The organism is Amycolatopsis sp. H20-H5 (assembly GCF_035828755.1).
Taxonomy (GTDB): Bacteria; Actinomycetota; Actinomycetes; order Mycobacteriales; family Pseudonocardiaceae; genus Amycolatopsis.
Genome location: NZ_JAYMZS010000001.1, coordinates 1 through 15,277, shown reverse-complemented (window position 1 = coordinate 15,277; position 15,277 = coordinate 1). Strand labels below are relative to the sequence as shown.

Genomic DNA, 15,277 nt, shown 5'->3' with positions numbered 1-15,277 from the left:
GCGCACCCCGAACGGGAGTAGCGTCCGGGCGGCAGGCTTGCCGGGATTGGGGAGGGCTGAGGTGTCCGAGCTCAGGAGGATCGTCATAGTCGGCGCGGGCCTGGCGGGGGCTTCGGCCGCTGTCGCGCTGCGAGAACGGGAGTTCGACGGCGAAATCCTGCTGCTGGGCGCGGATCCGCATCCCCCGTACGAGTTACCCGCGCTCTCCAAGGGAATCCTGCTCGGGGACGCCGACGAACCCGATTGGGTGGAAGGCGCCGACCAGGGCATCACCCTGAAGCGTGGCGTGACCGCCACGCGCGTCGAACTCGGCGCCCGCCTCGTGCTCGACGACTCCGGCGGTGAACACCGGTACGACCGGCTCGTGCTCGCGACCGGTTCGCGGCCGCGGTCGCTGCCCGTTCCCGGGTCCGGCCTGCCGGGGCTGCGGACCCTGCGCAGTCTCGACGACTCGCTCGCCCTGCGGTCGGCCTTCGCCGAGGCCGAGCGCGTGGTCATCGTCGGCGCCGGGTGGATCGGCTCCGAGGCCGCCGCCGCGGCCCGCAAGCACGGCGCGGAGGTGACCGTCGTCGACCAGGTGTCGGCGCCGCTGCACGCCGTCCTCGGGGACGAGGTCGCCGGGGTCTTCCGTGAGCTGCACACCGAACACGGCGTCCGGTGGCGGCTGGGTGAACGCGTGGCCGAGTTCACCGGCGGGCCAGGGGGCGTGAACGGCGTCCGGTTGCAGAGCGGGGACGAGCTCCCCGCGGACGTCGTGCTCGTGGCCGTCGGCGCCGCGCCGCGGGTGGAGCTCGCGCATGTCGCCGGGCTGGAGCTGGCCGACGACGGCGGGGTCTGCGTCGACGCCGGGCTGCGCACCGCCGCGCCGGACGTCTACGCCATCGGTGACATCGCCGCCCACTTCCACCCGCGCTACGGCAAGCGGGTGCGCGTGGAGCACTGGGACACCGCGAAGAACCACGGCACGCACGTCGCGGGCAACCTCATCGGCGAGAACGAGCCCTACCTCAACAGCCCCTACTTCTTCTCCGACCAGTACGACCTCGGCTGCGAGTACCGCGGCCTCGCCGACCCCGACACCGACGAGCTGGTGGTGCGCGGCGATCTCGCGAGCCGCGAGTTCATCGCGTTCTGGCTGCGGGACGGCCGGGTGGCCGCGGCGATGAACGTCAACTCCTGGGACGACGGCGACGCGCTGACGTCCCTTGTGGACGGTCGCGCGACGGTGACCGCCGAGCAGCTGAAGAACGGTGCTCTCAGCTGAGATGAGGTTGAGCGGCAGGCTTGGCCAGTGTCAGGAACGCGACCAGGGCGAGTGCGCTGAACCCGGCCATGACCAGGACCATCGGCAGCGCGGTGCCCGGCCCGCCCAGCCCGACCAGCGGGGTGGCGATGCCGCCGACGACGAACTGCAGCACGCCCAGCAGCGCGGACGCCGAACCGGCCGACCGCGCGTGCTCGGCCAGCGCCAGCGAGCTCGCGTTCGGCATCACCAGCCCGACACTCGAGACCAGCAGGAACAGCGGGATCAGCAGTCCGAACAGGCCAAGGTGCGCCACCACGGCCAGCAGCACGCCGAGGCCGCCCGCCGTCGAGACGAGCAGGCCCGCGGTGAGCAGCTTGCGCTCCGGGAACCGCCCGACCAGCCTGCCGTTGAGCTGCCCGGCCAGCACGATCCCGATCCCGTTGGCGCCGAACGCCAGGCTGAACGCCTGCGGGCTCAGCCCGTAGACGCCCTGCAGCACGAACGAAGAGCCGGAGATGTAGGCGAACAGCCCGGCGAACATCAGCCCCGACGCGAGCGCGTAGCCGAGGAACACCCTGTCGCGCAGCAGCCGGGCGTAGCCGCGAAGCACGCTGCCGAGCCTGGCAGGCGTCCGACGTTCGACGGGCAGTGGTTCCGGCAGCAGGAAGGCGACCACGGCCAGCAGTGCCGCGCCGAACAGGGTGAGTGTCACGAACACGCCGCGCCACGAGGTCCAGTTGAGGATCTGGCCGCCGATGATCGGCGCCAGGATCGGGGCGAGACCGTTGACCAGCATGAGCATCGAGAAGAACTTGGTCATCGCGGTGCCGGAGAACAGGTCGCGCACGGTGGCCCGCGCGATCACGATGCCCGCCGCCGCGCCGATCGCCTGCACCCCACGGGCGGCGATGAGCAGCTCGGCGTTGGGGCTCACCGCGCAGAGCACGGAGCCCACGACGTAGAACGCGAGGCCGAACAGCAGCGGACGGCGGCGGCCGAACGCGTCGGACAGCGGTCCGAGCACCAGCTGGCCGACAGCGAGGCCGATGATGAAGGCCGTCAGCGTCAGCTGCATGGTGGTGTCGGCGGTGTGCAGGTCGCCCGCCATCCGTGGCAGCGCGGGCAGGTACATGTCGATCGACAACGGGCCGAACGCCGACAGTCCGCCGAGGATCAGCACGAACCGCGCCGTTCCCCTGGACTTCGTCGTGCGTGCTTCCTGTGCTGCGGCGCGTGCGGGCGCGACGGTCATCGGTCTCCATCCCCAGTACATGTCCCCCTGCGGTCGAACTTGCATACCGCCAGCAACTATTCCCGTGGTGATCAAGGACACCCCGCTCAGCGGGCGGATGGTGCGCGACTGATCCGATCAATTTTCGAGATAGTTCCACGTCAACCCTAGATTGAGCGAAGCCTGTGCGGTATACATCGGATGTCTGTTGGGTTGAAGAAGGGAACATCCGTGCAGTTGCTCCGTCTCGGTGAACCGGGAAGTGAACGTCCGTTCGTGCGAGCCGGGGACGGGACGTTGTACGACCTCGCCGGTCTCACCGCTGACATCGATGGCGGCTTCCTCGCGGGCGGCGGCGTGGCACGCGCCGAAGCCGCGCTGGCCGCCGGTGAACTGCCGGTCGTGAGCCAGGGTGACCTGCGGGTCGGCGCCCCGATCGCGCAGCCCGGCAAGGTCGTCTGCATCGGCCTCAACTACCGCAAGCACGCGGAGGAGACCGGCGCGGCCATCCCCGCGGAGCCCGTCGTGTTCATGAAGGCCCCGGACGTCGTCGTGGGGCCGGACGATGACGTGCTCATCCCGCGCGAGTCCACCAGCACCGACTGGGAGGTCGAGCTCGGTGTCGTCATCGGCAAGACCGCGCGCTACCTCGACAGCGTCGACGACGTGCTGGACCACGTCGCCGGGTACGTGCTGTCGAACGACGTGTCCGAGCGCGAGTTCCAACTGCTGCGCGGCGGCCAGTGGGACAAGGGCAAGTCGTGCGAGAACTTCAACCCGCTCGGCCCCTTCCTGCTGCCCGCGAGCGAGATCGCGGACCCGCAGGACCTCGGCCTGCGGCTGTGGGTCAACGGGAAGAAGTGGCAGGACTCGACCACCAAGGACATGGTGTTCACCGTCGCCGAGATCGTGCACTACCTCAGCCAGTTCATGGTGCTGCGGCCCGGCGACCTGATCAACACCGGCACCCCCCAGGGTGTCGCGCTCGGCCAGCCCGAGCCCAAGCCGTACCTGCGCGAAGGCGATGTCGTCGAGCTGGAAATCGACGGCCTCGGCCGTCAGCGCCAGACGGTGAGGCAGGCCTGACATGGCGAAGATCGTCGGCATGGAAGTGCTCGACGTCCGGTTCCCCACCTCGCGGGACCTGGACGGCTCGGACGCGATGAACCCCGATCCCGACTACTCGGCGGCCTACGTCGTCCTGCACACCGACAGCGGCCCGGACGGCTACGGCCTGACCTTCACCATCGGCCGCGGCAACGACGTGCAGGCCGCCGCGATCCGCGCGCTCGAACCACACGTCCTCGGCCGGGACGTGCCCGAGGACGCCGCCGCCCTCGGCGACCTGTCGCGCACGCTCGTCGGCGACTCCCAGTTCCGCTGGCTGGGCCCCGAAAAGGGCGTTTCCCACATGGCCATCGGCGCGATCGTCAACGCCGCCTGGGACCTCGCCTCCCGCCGGGCGGGCCTCCCGCTGTGGAAATTCCTCGCGCGGATGTCGCCGGAGGAACTGGTCTCGCTCGTCGACTTCCGCTACCTGTCCGACGCGCTGACCGAGCAGGACGCGCTGGACATCCTGCGTGCCGCCGAGCCCGGCCGCGCGGCGCGGCTCGCGCGGATCGAGGCCAACGGCTACCGCGCGTACAGCACGTCACCCGGCTGGCTGGGTTACTCGGACGCCAAGCTCGTGCGGCTGGCGGAACAGGCCGTGGCCGACGGGTTCGAGATGATCAAGCTCAAGGTCGGCGGCGATCTCGACGACGACGTCCGTCGGCTGAAGCTGGCCAGGGAGACCGTCGGCCAGGACATCCGGGTCGCGGTCGACGCGAACCAGCGCTGGGACGTCGACACCGCGATCACCTGGATGAACGCGCTCGCGCCCTACGATCCGTACTGGATCGAGGAGCCGACCTCGCCCGACGACGTGCTCGCGCACGCCGCGATCGCGAAGGCGGTGGCCCCGATCAAGGTGGCCACCGGCGAGCACGTGCAGAACCGCGTGATGTTCAAGCAGTTCCTGCAGGCCGAAGCCATCTCGGTGCTCCAGCTCGACGCCTCGCGCGTCGGCGGTGTCAACGAGAACCTCGCGATCCTGTTGCTGGCGGCCAAGTTCGGCATCCCGGTGTGCCCGCACGCCGGCGGGGTCGGGCTGTGCGAGCTCGTGCGGCACCTGTCGATGTTCGACTACGTCGCGGTGTCCGGCAGCGACGAGGATCGCTCGATCGAGTGGGTCGACCACCTGCACGAGCACTTCACCGACCCGGCCGTCGTCCGTGACGGCCGGTACCTCGCCCCGACCGAACCCGGGTTCTCCGCGCGCATGCACGACGCGACCCTGCGCCGGTTCGTCTTCCCGGACGGTCCAGAATGGACGGAGACCGCAAGTGAGTACTTTTGAGGCACTTCCTCCCGCCGAAAAAGCAGTGACGGAGTACGAGGGCCTGGTCGCCGCCGTCACCGGAGGTGCCTCGGGGATCGGCCTCGCGACCGCCCAACTGCTCGCCGCCCGCGGCGCGCGGGTGGCGGTGCTCGATCTCAAACCCGAAGACCTCCCCGAGGGCTTCACCGGCTTCCGTTGCGACGTCAGCTCCGATGCCGAAGTCACCGCCGCGATCGACGCGGTGGCGGCGCGGTTCGGCCGTCTCGACATCCTGGTGAACAACGCCGGGATCGGTGCGCAGGGCGACGTCTCGGCCAACTCCGACGACGAGTGGCACCGCGCGTTCGACGTCAACGTCGTCGGCATGGTCCGGCTCGCCAGGGCCGCGCTGCCGCACCTGCGGGAGTCGCCGTCGGCGGCGATCGTCAACACCTGCTCCATCGCCGCGTGGGCCGGGCTGCCCAACCGCGCGCTGTACTCGGCGACCAAGGGCGCGGTGCTCTCGCTGACGCTCGCCATGGCCACCGACCACCTGCCGGACCGCGTCCGCGTCAACTGCGTCTGCCCCGGCACGGCCGACACCCCGTGGGTGGGCAGGTTGCTCGACTCCGCCGCCGACCCCGAGGCCGAGCGTGCCGCGCTGGCCGCCCGCCAGCCGATGGGCAGGCTCGTCACGGCCGAAGAGGTCGCCAACGCGATCGTCTACCTGGCCAGCCCGTTGTCCGCTTCGACCACCGGCACGGCGCTCGCCGTCGACGGCGGGATGTACGGCCTGCGTCCGCGCGGGCCGGTCCAGAACTAGTTTTCGCTGTCATCAAGGAGGATGCGGTGCGTAAGAGCGTGATCAAGGTGGCCGCCGCGGCGGCCGTGCTCGGCCTGAGCCTGACGGCCTGTGGTTCCACAAAGGACAAACCAGCCGGCGGGACCGCGTCGGCCGAGGGCGGCAAGGTCGGGGCGACGCTGCCGCTGCTGACGTCGCCGTTCTGGCAGGCCTACAACAACTACGTGCCGCAGATGGCGAAGGCCGCGGGCATCGACGCGCTGCCGACGGTCAACGCCGACAGCGACCCGGCGAAGCTCATCACCGACATCAACACGTTCCTCAACCAGGGCGTCAAGGGCCTGGTCGTCACGCCGCTGGACTCCGCGGCGATCGTCGCCGGGCTCAAGCAGGCGGAGAACAAGGGCGTCCCGGTGGTGGCCGTCGACGTCGCGCCGGAGAGCGGCAAGGTCGCCATGGTCGTGCGCGCCGACAACAAGGGTTACGGCATTAAGGCCTGCGACGCGATCGGCGCGAAGGTCACGCAGGGCAAGGTCGTGCAGATCATGGGCGACCTCGCCTCGGTCAACGGGCGTGAGCGCTCAGACGCGTTCCGCACCTGCATGAAGGCGAAGTTCCCCGGCGTGACCGTGCTCGAGGTCCCGGCCGAGTGGAAGGCCGACAAGGCGGCGTCCGGGCTGGAAGGCCTGCTGACCGCCAACCCGGACATCAAGGCCGTCTACATGCAGGCCGGTGGCGTGTACCTCGCGCCGACGCAGCAGGCCTTGAAGCGCAAGAACATGTACTTCCCGGTCGGCGACCCCAAGCACGTCGTGCTGGTGAGCAACGACGGCATCCCGCAGGAGCTGGCCGCGATCCGCGCGGGCGAGCTCGACGCGACGGTGTCCCAGCCCGCCGACGACTACGCGAGGTACGGCATGTACTGGCTGAAGAAGGCCATGGCTGGCGAGACGTTCAAGCCCGGCCCGACCGACCACGGCAGCACCGTCGTCGAGACCCACCCCGGGATCCTCGAGGACCAGCTGGCCGCGCCGGTCGTCACCAAGGCCAATGTGGACGACAAGGCTCTGTGGGGTAACAACCTGTGAACGCGCTGCCCGCCGGCGAAGCCGCCGCCCCGGTGGTCAGCGCACAGGGTGTCGGCAAGCGCTACGGCCCGACCGTCGCGCTTTCCGACGTCAGCCTCACCGTGCACCCCGGCGAGTCCCACGCGCTCGTCGGGCGCAACGGGGCCGGGAAGTCGACCCTGGTGTCCATCCTCACCGGACTGTCCAAAACGGACACGGGTAGTGTCTCGTTCGCTGGGCAGCCCGCTCCGCCGCTGAGCCAGCGGGAGGCGTGGAAACAGCACGTCGCCTGTGTGTACCAGCATTCCACGGTGATCCCGCAGCTGACCGTTGCCGAGAACCTGTTCCTCAACCGCCAGTCCGGCAAGCGGTTCATGATCAGCTGGTCACGCCTGCGGCGTCAGGCCCGTGACCTGCTGGACTCGTGGAGTGTGAACGTCGACGTCGACACCCCGGCGGGCGAACTGTCCGTCGAGGACCGTCAGTTCGTCGAGATCGCCCGCGCGCTGTCCTACGGCGCCCGGTTCATCGTGCTCGACGAACCGACCGCGCAGCTGGACAGCCAGGCGATCGAGCGGCTGTTCGACCGGATGCGGGAGCTGCAGGCGGCCGGGGTGACGTTCCTGTTCATCTCACACCACCTGCACGAGGTGTACGAGGTTTGCCAGGCGGTGACGGTGCTGCGCGACGCGCGGCACATCGTCACCGCGCCGGTCGCCGAGCTCGGCCGCGCCCAGCTGGTCGACGCGATGACCGGCGAGCAGGGTGGCCTGTCCGTGCGCGACGCTGCCTCCCGCGACCCGTTGCCCGATTCCACGGCCGAGGCGCTCGTCGTCGAAGGCCTTGCGGGAGAAGGGTTCGACGGCGTTTCGTTCAAGCTGCGCCAGGGCGAGGTGCTCGGGCTGGCCGGGAGCAACGCGAGCGGCAAGCACCAGGTCGCGGAAACGCTGTACGGGCTTCGGAAGCCGTCGGCGGGCACGATCACCGTCGGCGGGCGGCCGCTGCGGCCCGGTGACGTCCCGGCCGCGCTGCGTGCCGGGCTGGGCTGTGTCCCGCGGGACCGGCACAACCAGGGGCTCGTGCTCGAACAGTCCATTGCGGACAATGCGACCATGACCATCATGGACCGGCTCGGCCCGGCGGGGATCGCGTCGCCCAGGGCGCGGAACGCTTCGGCCGCGCGCGCCGTCGTGGACTACGGCATCGTGACCGCCGGTCCCGAGCAGCCGGTTTCCTCGCTGTCCGGGGGAAACCAGCAGAAGGTCGTGCTGGCCCGCGCGCTGGCGAGCGACCCTTCGGTGGTGGTGCTGATCAACCCCACCGCCGGGGTGGACGTGAAGTCGAAGGAGGCGTTGCTCGCGGTCGTCGACCGGGTGCGCGCCGAGGGCAAGGCGGTGCTGATCGTCAGCGACGAGCTGGACGATCTGCGCCTGAGTGACCGGGTTCTGGTGCTGCGCGCCGGCCTGGTGGTCGCCGAGCACCGCGCCGGCTGGACCGACGGTGACCTGGTGGCCGACATCGAAGGGGTCGAGCTCGATGCATGAAGTGACCACAAGATCTGGTGATTTTTTGAGGTCGAGCCTTTTGGCCGGAGGCCCCGCCATCGCGATGGCGGGGCGCCCTCGGCCGGAACTGGCCTCGCTTACCCAAGGCGCGCCCCGGCAGCGCGATAGCGGAAGGCTCGATAATGAACACTGAGGTGCTGAACGGAACCGAGACGACGCCTGCCGTCGCGCCGGTGAAACGGAAGAAACTGGGCTGGCTGCGGGAACTCGCGCTCCTGCCCGCGCTCGTCGTGCTGGTGGTGATCGGCGCCATCGTCAACGACAGCTTCCTGACCACCGGCAACATCATCAGCATCCTCGGCTCGTCCGCGGCGCTGGCGCTGGTCGTGCTGGGCGAGTCGCTCGTGCTGATCACCGGCAAGTTCGACCTGTCGCTGGAGTCCACGGTGGGGATCGCGCCCGCGCTCGGCGCGCTGCTGGTGATTCCCGCCGCCGTGGCGGGCTTCGGCACCGAGCTGCCGGTCGGCGTCGGGTTGCTCGTGATCGTCGGTGTGGGTGCGTTGATCGGGCTGTTCAACGGGTTCCTCATCATCAAGCTGCAGCTCAACGCGTTCATCGTGACGCTGGCGATCCAGATCGTGCTGCGCGGGCTGCTGGTCGGCTCGACCAACGGCAAGACGCTGTTCGACCTGCCCGACGCGTTCACCACCATCGCGACGACGACCTTCGGCGGGCTGCCGATGTCGGTCTGGCTGGCGGCCGCGGCGTACGTCATCGCGGCGCTCGTCCTGCGCTACCACCGGGTCGGCCGGGCGCTGTACGCGATCGGCGGCAACCGCGAGGCCGCTCGGGCGGCCGGGATCCGGGTGGACCGGATCTCGATGATCGTGTTCATCATCGCGGGCGTGCTCGCCGCGCTGGGCGGCCTGGTGCTGACCGGATACGTCGGCGCGCTGAACGCGGGGCAGGGCACCGGAATGGTGTTCACCGTGTTCGCGGCCGCGGTCATCGGCGGCATCTCGCTCGACGGCGGCAAGGGCACCATGTTCGGCGCGCTCACCGGTGTGCTGCTGATCGGCGTGGTGCAGAACCTGCTGACGCTGGCTCAGGTGTCCTCGTTCTGGATCACGGCCGTCTACGGCGGCATCATCCTGATCGCGCTGATCATCTCCCGTTTCGCGGGCGGGAAGCCCCAGACGTAACCGAAACGGTCTCTGAAGGCCACCATGAGGGCGTTAGGGTCTGAGAAAAAGCAGTGACCTTCAGAGACCGTCGAGAGTGGAGTGTCCGATGCGGTTACGAAGCGGCGGCAGGCGGGAAGACGTTCTCCTCGTCAGCGGAGCCGAGCGCGTTGCGCAGCCACTGTTCGACCCCCGCGACGTGCACGGTCGCCCAGGAACGTGCCAGTTCCGGCTCGCGGGCGGCGATGGCGTCGTAGATCGCGAGATGCTGTTCGCGGGTCTTCGCGACCGCACCCTCCTGGGTGAGCCCGCGCCAGACCCTTGCCCGCGCGGTCGGGCCGGACAGACTGTCGAGCAGGGAGCACAGCACGGGATTGCCGGAGCCGTCGGCGATCTTGCGGTGGAACTGCAGGTCGTTGGCGACCAGTGCTTCGACGGTCGGCGCGTCCTCCAGCTCGTCGAGCAGCTCGCCTAGCTCGGCGATGCCCTTGTCGCTCATGTGCATCGCGGCCAGCGCCGTGGCCGCGGGCTCCAGGATCCGGCGCACCGCGAGGAAGTCGAGCACCGTGTCGTCTCGGTGGAAGTCGATGACGAACGACATCGCGTCCAGCAGCAGGTTCGGCTCGAGGCTGGTGACGTACGTGCCGTCGCCCTGCCGGACGTCGAGCACGCGGATCAGGCACAGTGCCTTCACCGCTTCGCGCAGCGAGCTGCGGGAAAGGCCGAGCCGCTGGGCGAGTTCGGCCTCCTTGGGCAACCTGTCGCCAGGGGCGAGTTCACCCGAGATGATCATGTCCTTGATCTTGTCGATCGCGACATCGGTGACCGGCATGTCCGCCGCCTCCTTCTTCTTCGAGCATCGACAAGACCTCGGATGTTTGAGCTTACCGACCACACTGCCACGTATCGAACCAAGGAGGAGTGGTGGCCCAGCGTGTCGCACCACAAAGAGTGGCCCTGCGCACCCGGCTCAAGCCGGGCAGGGAGGCCGAGTACGAGACCACGCACGCGGTGATCCCCGGCGAACTCGACGTTGCCCTGCGTGAGGCGGGCGTGCGTTCGTGGCGGATCTGGCGCGACGGCCTCGACCTGTTCCACGTCGTCGAGGTCGACGACTACGCCGCCATGCGGGCCGCGCTGCGCGACCACCCGGCCAACGTGGGGTGGCAGGCGACGATGGCCGGGCTGCTCGAGGTCGAGGACGACTACTCCGGTGCCGGCTCCGGGATCCCCCTGGTCTGGGAGCTGCCGTGAAACCCGTGTCCCCCTGGGGTCTCGGCTGCGCGCAGCTGGGCAACCTCTACCACGCCATCAGCGACGAGACCGCCGAAGCGACGGTCCGCCGGGCCTGGGACGAGGGCATCCGCTACTTCGACACCGCCCCGCACTACGGGCTCGGCCTGTCCGAGCGGCGCCTCGGCGCGGCGCTGGGAGCGTATCCCCGCGAAGAGTTCGTGCTGTCGACCAAGATCGGCCGCGTCCTGGAGCCCGACCCCGCGGGCGCCGCCGAACGGGACGCCCAGGGTTTCGACGTCCCCGCCGCGTTCCGGCGCCGCTGGGACTTCAGCCGTGACGGCGTGCTGCGGTCGTTGGCGGACAGTCTCGGCAGGCTGGGGCTCGACCGCGTCGACCTCGTCTACGTCCACGATCCCGACGACCACTTCGACGACGCGGTGAACGGGGCCTTCCCCGCGTTGCTCGAGCTGCGGGAGCAGGGCGTGGTCGGCGCGATCGGGGCCGGGATGAACCGGACCGCGCCGCTGGCCGAGTTCGTGCGGCGGTTCGACCTCGACGCGGTGATGGTCGCCGGCCGGTACACCCTGCTCGACCAGCCCGCGCTGGACGAGCTGCTGCCGCTGTGCGAAAAGCGGGGGGTGGCGGTGATGGCCGCGGGAGCGTTCAACGGCGGCATCCTCGCCACGGCCGAGCCCGGCGCCACGTACGACTACGCGACCGCGCCGCCGGAACTGGTGGAGAAGGCCGTGCGGATCGCCGCGGTCTGCGCGCGGCACGGGGTGGAGCTGCCGCAGGCCGCGCTCGCGCTGCCCGCCACCCATCCCGCGGTGGCGAGCGTCGTGGTCGGGGCGCACGATCCGGATCAGGTGAGTCTCAACCTCCGCCGGTCCCGCACCCCGGTGCCGGAAGTACTGTGGACCGACCTGATCGCCGAGGGCCTCCTGCGGCCCGACGCCGTGGTGACCTGTGGAGGACGTCCGTGATCGACGCACATCACCACCTGTGGGACCCGTCCCGCCGCGACTACCCGTGGATGGCCGGGGCGGCGCTCGACCCGATCCGGCATCCGTACACAGTGGACGATCTTCGCGCGGTCACCCGGCTCGCCGGGGTGCGCTCCACGGTGCTGGTGCAGACGGTGCCCGCGGAGGAGGAGACCGTCGAATTCCTGGAGACGGCCGAGGTCGAGCCGGTGATCGCCGGAGTCGTCGGATGGGTGGACCTCACCGCTGCCGACATCGAGGACCGGCTGGCCGCGCTGGCCGCGCTCGGCCCGCTCGTCGGCATCCGGCACCAGGCCGAGGGCGAGGCGGACCCCGGCTGGCTGGCGCGGCCGGACGTGCTGCGCGGGCTCGCGGCCGTCGGCGCGGCCGGGCTGGCCTACGACCTGCTGGTGACAGCGGCGCAGCTGCCCGCGGCGCGCACCGCGGTGGACTCCTTGCCGGACATGACCTTCGTGCTCGACCACGCCGCCAAGCCGCCGATCTCGCAGGACCGCTGGCAGCCGTGGGCGGACGAGCTGGCCTCGCTCGCGGACCGGGAGAACGTGTACTGCAAGCTTTCGGGCCTGGTGACCGAGGCGGACTGGACCGAGTGGCGCGTCGGGCACCTGCGCCGCCACACCGAGCACATCCTCGAGTCCTTCGGCACCGCCCGGCTGATGTTCGGCTCGGACTGGCCGGTCTGCGAGCTGGCGGCCTCGTACGAGGTCGTCCTCGACACGGCCGTCTCCCTGACCGGCTCGCTCACGGACCCCGAACGCCTGGACGTCTTCGAGCACACCGCCCGCCGCGCCTACGCGATTTCCCACTGACCCTGAAGGCCACCATCACGGCGTAAAACGCGGTGAAGGTGGCCTTCAGAGTCAGTGGGTTCAGAAGTCGTCTGCGCGGCTGACCATGGTGCGGAGGCGGGCCAGGGCCCGGTGCTGGGTGACGCGGACGTTGCCAGGGGAGATGCCCAGCGCCTCGGCGGTTTCGGTGGCGGACATGCCGACGGCGATGCGCAGGGTCAGGATCTCCTGCTGGACCCGGGGGAGGGTGGCCAGCAGTTTGCTCAGGCGGAGGCCGAGGTCGAGGTGCAGGGCGTGGGTCTCGGGCTCGTTGTCGGCCAGCGGTCGTTCGGGCAGCTCGGGCACCGGCTCGCAGCGGTCGCGAGAGACAGCGCGGTAGGCGTCGGCGACCTTGTTCGCGGCGATCGCGTGGACGAGGTAGAGGAAGGAACCGCCGCGGTCCTGGTAGGCGGGCAGTGCTTTGAGCACGGCCATGCAGACCTCCTGCGCGACGTCGTCGGCGGACAGGTACGACAGGTCGCGCCCGCCCATTCTCGCTCGGCAGTAGCGGACCACCACCGGGCCGATCATCCGCAGCAGCGACGCGATCGCCGCCGGATTGCCCTCACCCGCGTCTTTGACGAGCGGGTCGAGGTCTTCCTTGGTCAATCTGCCGCTGGGTCTGGGAAGCGATTCGGGAGTGGTGTAACCCTCCACCGGTGCGGGAACGGCGGACAGCCCTGACTGCTTGGTGCTGGACGGTGCTGACATGGTCGTCTCCCCGGCGACCCCGCGTCTTGTCACTGCCCGGGGGTCAACGCTCCGTAACGATTTGGGAGGCAGATGCTCCGTTAGAGCGGAGTCTGCCTGCTGGCTTTGCGACGCAGCGTAACTGTAAGCGGGTTCGGCTCTACAGTCCAGATTTCAACTAGAGATACCCCGTTAGCAGCAATCGGCTTAACCCAACCGAGACCGAATGGCGGCGTTTTTACCGTCACCACTCGCGAAACGCGCGTGCGCTGCAGCGATTATCTCAATGTCAACACGGAAATCGCGGTCACCGCAACAAGAAATGACACAAAGACAGCCGTTCGTGGATTCATTGTCGTACATTCCGCGCCGCGGCGCAAAGCCCGTTCGCGACGCGCGCCCGCCGCGGCCAGCGTCGCCGCTGTCAGCCCGCCGAACACGGCCGGTAACGCCGCGACTCCCCAATGCCGTTGCGACGCAGAGTGCAGGAGAAGCAGAGTGCAGCCGGCCGCGGCGAGCGCTGTGCGCTGCCAGGCGAGGCCGGTCCGCTGCGGCTGCGCCCCGTGATCGGTCATGTGAGGACGAGCAGGAGTGCCGCGGCCACGGTCAGGAGCAGGATCCCGCCGGTCAGCACCGGGATCATCGCGCTGCGGGGCAGCGGCTCGCCCGCCCGCATCGCCATCTGCACCCGCCGCCAGCGCGGGTAGGCCGTCGCGGCCAGCGTCGCGGCGAGCACCACACACAGCCCGGCGAGCACGGTGCCCGCGTTGCCGGACAGCGGCGCCAGCTGATGTACCGCGACCCCACCGGCCAGTAGGCCCAGCGCGGTACGCAGCCAGGCGAGGACCGTGCGTTCGTTGGCGAGGGTGAAGCGGTAGTCCGGTTCGGCGCCGCCCTCGTGGGGGCCCGGCCGGCTGTTGGTCACTGACACGGACGCAGGCTAACGCGCCGCGCGCGCGAAGACCCACCAGCGCAGGACCACGAACCGGGCGATGCCGCCGACGAAGCTGGCGGCCAGCAGTGTCCCGGTCTCCAGCAGTGCCGACGGCTCGTCGACCAGCGCCTCGAGTGAGGCGAGCACGATGGAGCCGTACGCGGCGTAGAACAGGAAGGTCAGCAGGTCCTGGAGGTGTCGCTTCCCGGCTTGGCTGGACCGGTCGGCGAAGGTCACCCTGCGGTGGAACTCCGTGTTGCCGACGGTGGTCAGCGCGATCGCGACCAGGTTGGCGATCTGCGACCCGAACTCCGGCCGGAGCAGGAGGAACAGACCGGCTTGCAGGCCGGTCGTGACCCCGCCTGCCACCAAGTACCAGGCCGCGTGGTGGCCCAGCTCGTGGTGCCGCTGCGGCGCACGCTTGATCAGCTGGTGGCCCGGCGCCCACCTGGTGGTGGTCATGAGCTCGAAGATACTCGCATTCACAAAACCGTGAACATGCTGAACCAGGTGAAAAACTGTGACCCCGGCGACAGTGACCCGGTTTCGGCGCCGCTGTCCCAGGGTAGGTCACCGGGGAGTGGGGCGAGCTTTGTCGACGCACGCCCCCGCACTGAAACGTGACGGCGGGAGAACCCTGTGAGTGACCGTGAGCCAGTCGAAGCGGAGACGCTGAACCCCAGTGAGGCCCTCGACGAGGACCAGCTGCAGCTCGACCCGCTCGAGGACGGCGTCGAGCCGCCCGAACACTGGAGCGCGGCGAACCGGTTCGGCACCACTCCCGCGGAGGCCAGGGAAGGCGAGCCGCTCGATCAGCGGCTGGCCGAGGAAGTCCCCGATGTCCAGCCGGAGCCGATCCCGGACCGGCCGACGGCCATCACCCCGGTCGGCGGGCTGGACGAGTCCATCGACGCCGAGCCCGCGGACGTCGAACAGGTCGCGCCGGACGAGCTGTCGAAGCCGCGGCACGCCGCGTCCGACCACGGCGAACGGGCGGACCGGGCGGGCGGCTCGGTCGCCGACGCCATCCGCGAGGCCCGCCGCTCGGTGTGACCCAGTCCATTTCGGGGTGCTGAAGGCCGAAGATGCTTACCGTGACCGAAGCCGCCAACAGGACGCCTAGCTTCGACTGCCCCTGAAGGCCACCATCACGGCGTCTAACGCCGTGATGGTGGCCTTCAGGGGCAACTGTCAG

At 69.8% G+C, this 15,277-nt stretch carries 17 protein-coding genes; 11 read left to right on the top strand and 6 right to left on the bottom strand.

Translation table 11 applies throughout. The features are described from left to right. Positions 1-61: 61 nt before the first annotated feature. Positions 62-1,264, top strand: a complete 1,203-nt coding sequence (locus QMK34_RS00085; RefSeq protein WP_326409864.1) for an NAD(P)/FAD-dependent oxidoreductase — start codon at positions 62-64, stop codon at positions 1,262-1,264. On the opposite strand, the gene QMK34_RS00080 is transcribed toward QMK34_RS00085, so the two are convergent. Continuing rightward, positions 1,257-2,498: a Bcr/CflA family multidrug efflux MFS transporter gene (locus QMK34_RS00080; protein ID WP_326409862.1), complete on the bottom strand. Its 1,242-nt coding sequence runs from the start codon at positions 2,496-2,498 to the stop codon at positions 1,257-1,259. The two genes, QMK34_RS00085 and QMK34_RS00080, sit on opposite strands and share 8 nt — an antisense overlap. A gap of 210 nt (positions 2,499-2,708) precedes the next feature. Between QMK34_RS00080 and QMK34_RS00075 the strand changes: the two genes are divergently transcribed. The 6 genes from QMK34_RS00075 (at position 2,709) to QMK34_RS00050 (ending at position 9,412) form a co-directional block, all read left to right on the top strand. Beyond that, positions 2,709-3,563, top strand: a complete 855-nt coding sequence (locus tag QMK34_RS00075; RefSeq protein ID WP_326409861.1) for a fumarylacetoacetate hydrolase family protein — start codon at positions 2,709-2,711, stop codon at positions 3,561-3,563. A gap of 1 nt (position 3,564) precedes the next feature. Continuing rightward, the gene (locus QMK34_RS00070; RefSeq protein ID WP_326409859.1) at positions 3,565-4,875 is read left to right on the top strand and encodes an enolase C-terminal domain-like protein; all 1,311 of its coding nucleotides are present in this window, start codon (positions 3,565-3,567) and stop codon (positions 4,873-4,875) included. Between the two features lie 25 nt (positions 4,876-4,900). Next, a complete protein-coding gene (locus tag QMK34_RS00065) occupies positions 4,901-5,659 on the top strand; it encodes an SDR family NAD(P)-dependent oxidoreductase (protein ID WP_326410219.1) in 759 nt (252 codons plus the stop codon). A 26-nt stretch (positions 5,660-5,685) separates the two neighbouring features. Next, entirely contained in the window at positions 5,686-6,726 is a 1,041-nt protein-coding gene (locus QMK34_RS00060) for a sugar ABC transporter substrate-binding protein (RefSeq protein WP_326409857.1), read from the top strand. Next, on the top strand, positions 6,723-8,249 hold the full coding sequence (locus QMK34_RS00055; protein WP_326409855.1) for a sugar ABC transporter ATP-binding protein: 1,527 nt from the start codon (positions 6,723-6,725) through the stop codon (positions 8,247-8,249). Before QMK34_RS00060 ends, QMK34_RS00055 begins: the two co-directional genes overlap by 4 nt. A 143-nt stretch (positions 8,250-8,392) precedes the next feature. Next, a complete protein-coding gene (locus QMK34_RS00050) occupies positions 8,393-9,412 on the top strand; it encodes an ABC transporter permease (protein WP_326409852.1) in 1,020 nt (339 codons plus the stop codon). Between the two features lie 94 nt (positions 9,413-9,506). Here QMK34_RS00050 and QMK34_RS00045 read toward each other — a convergent pair whose 3' ends face one another. Further along, positions 9,507-10,223 (bottom strand): FadR/GntR family transcriptional regulator, encoded by a 717-nt coding sequence (locus tag QMK34_RS00045; protein ID WP_326409850.1) that lies wholly within the window; start codon positions 10,221-10,223, stop codon positions 9,507-9,509. Between the two features lie 119 nt (positions 10,224-10,342). Between QMK34_RS00045 and QMK34_RS00040 the strand changes: the two genes are divergently transcribed. The 3 genes from QMK34_RS00040 to QMK34_RS00030 are packed head-to-tail and all read left to right on the top strand — an operon-like array spanning position 10,343 to position 12,440. Then, positions 10,343-10,645 carry an L-rhamnose mutarotase gene (locus tag QMK34_RS00040; protein ID WP_442785074.1) on the top strand — a complete coding sequence of 101 codons (303 nt, stop codon included), beginning with the start codon at positions 10,343-10,345 and terminating at the stop codon, positions 10,643-10,645. Further along, positions 10,642-11,610, top strand: coding sequence for an aldo/keto reductase (locus tag QMK34_RS00035; RefSeq protein WP_326409846.1), 969 nt, complete (start codon positions 10,642-10,644; stop codon positions 11,608-11,610). The genes QMK34_RS00040 and QMK34_RS00035 overlap by 4 nt, the downstream gene beginning before the upstream one ends. After that, positions 11,607-12,440: an amidohydrolase family protein gene (locus QMK34_RS00030; RefSeq protein WP_326409844.1), complete on the top strand. Its 834-nt coding sequence runs from the start codon at positions 11,607-11,609 to the stop codon at positions 12,438-12,440. The genes QMK34_RS00035 and QMK34_RS00030 overlap by 4 nt, the downstream gene beginning before the upstream one ends. Positions 12,441-12,500: 60 nt before the next feature. Here QMK34_RS00030 and shbA read toward each other — a convergent pair whose 3' ends face one another. From shbA to QMK34_RS00010, 4 genes are all read right to left on the bottom strand, one after another. Continuing rightward, positions 12,501-13,169: an RNA polymerase sigma factor ShbA gene (shbA, locus tag QMK34_RS00025; protein ID WP_326409842.1), complete on the bottom strand. Its 669-nt coding sequence runs from the start codon at positions 13,167-13,169 to the stop codon at positions 12,501-12,503. 257 nt (positions 13,170-13,426) lie between these two features. Continuing rightward, complete coding sequence (locus tag QMK34_RS00020; RefSeq protein WP_326409840.1) at positions 13,427-13,723, bottom strand: DUF202 domain-containing protein; 297 nt, start codon at positions 13,721-13,723, stop codon at positions 13,427-13,429. Next, positions 13,720-14,073 (bottom strand): YidH family protein, encoded by a 354-nt coding sequence (locus QMK34_RS00015; protein ID WP_326410216.1) that lies wholly within the window; start codon positions 14,071-14,073, stop codon positions 13,720-13,722. The genes QMK34_RS00020 and QMK34_RS00015 overlap by 4 nt, the downstream gene beginning before the upstream one ends. A 15-nt stretch (positions 14,074-14,088) precedes the next feature. Continuing rightward, entirely contained in the window at positions 14,089-14,544 is a 456-nt protein-coding gene (locus QMK34_RS00010) for a GtrA family protein (RefSeq protein WP_326409838.1), read from the bottom strand. A 177-nt stretch (positions 14,545-14,721) separates the two neighbouring features. On the opposite strand from QMK34_RS00010, the gene QMK34_RS00005 reads away from it, so the two are divergent. After that, a complete protein-coding gene (locus QMK34_RS00005; protein ID WP_326409836.1) occupies positions 14,722-15,135 on the top strand; it encodes a hypothetical protein in 414 nt (137 codons plus the stop codon). The last annotated feature ends 142 nt before the right edge of the window (positions 15,136-15,277 follow it).

What these genes read in the sequence shown, in the direction of transcription:
- QMK34_RS00080 (WP_326409862.1), bottom strand. Translation starts at nt 2,498, where the DNA reads ATGACCGTCGCGCCCGCACGCGCCGCAGCACAGGAAGCACGCACGACG.
- QMK34_RS00070 (WP_326409859.1), top strand. Translation starts at nt 3,565, where the DNA reads ATGGCGAAGATCGTCGGCATGGAAGTGCTCGACGTCCGGTTCCCCACC.
- QMK34_RS00050 (WP_326409852.1), top strand. Translation starts at nt 8,393, where the DNA reads ATGAACACTGAGGTGCTGAACGGAACCGAGACGACGCCTGCCGTCGCG.
- QMK34_RS00045 (WP_326409850.1), bottom strand. Translation starts at nt 10,223, where the DNA reads ATGCCGGTCACCGATGTCGCGATCGACAAGATCAAGGACATGATCATC.
- shbA (WP_326409842.1), bottom strand. Translation starts at nt 13,169, where the DNA reads ATGTCAGCACCGTCCAGCACCAAGCAGTCAGGGCTGTCCGCCGTTCCC.
- QMK34_RS00020 (WP_326409840.1), bottom strand. Translation starts at nt 13,723, where the DNA reads ATGACCGATCACGGGGCGCAGCCGCAGCGGACCGGCCTCGCCTGGCAG.
- QMK34_RS00010 (WP_326409838.1), bottom strand. Translation starts at nt 14,544, where the DNA reads ATGACCACCACCAGGTGGGCGCCGGGCCACCAGCTGATCAAGCGTGCG.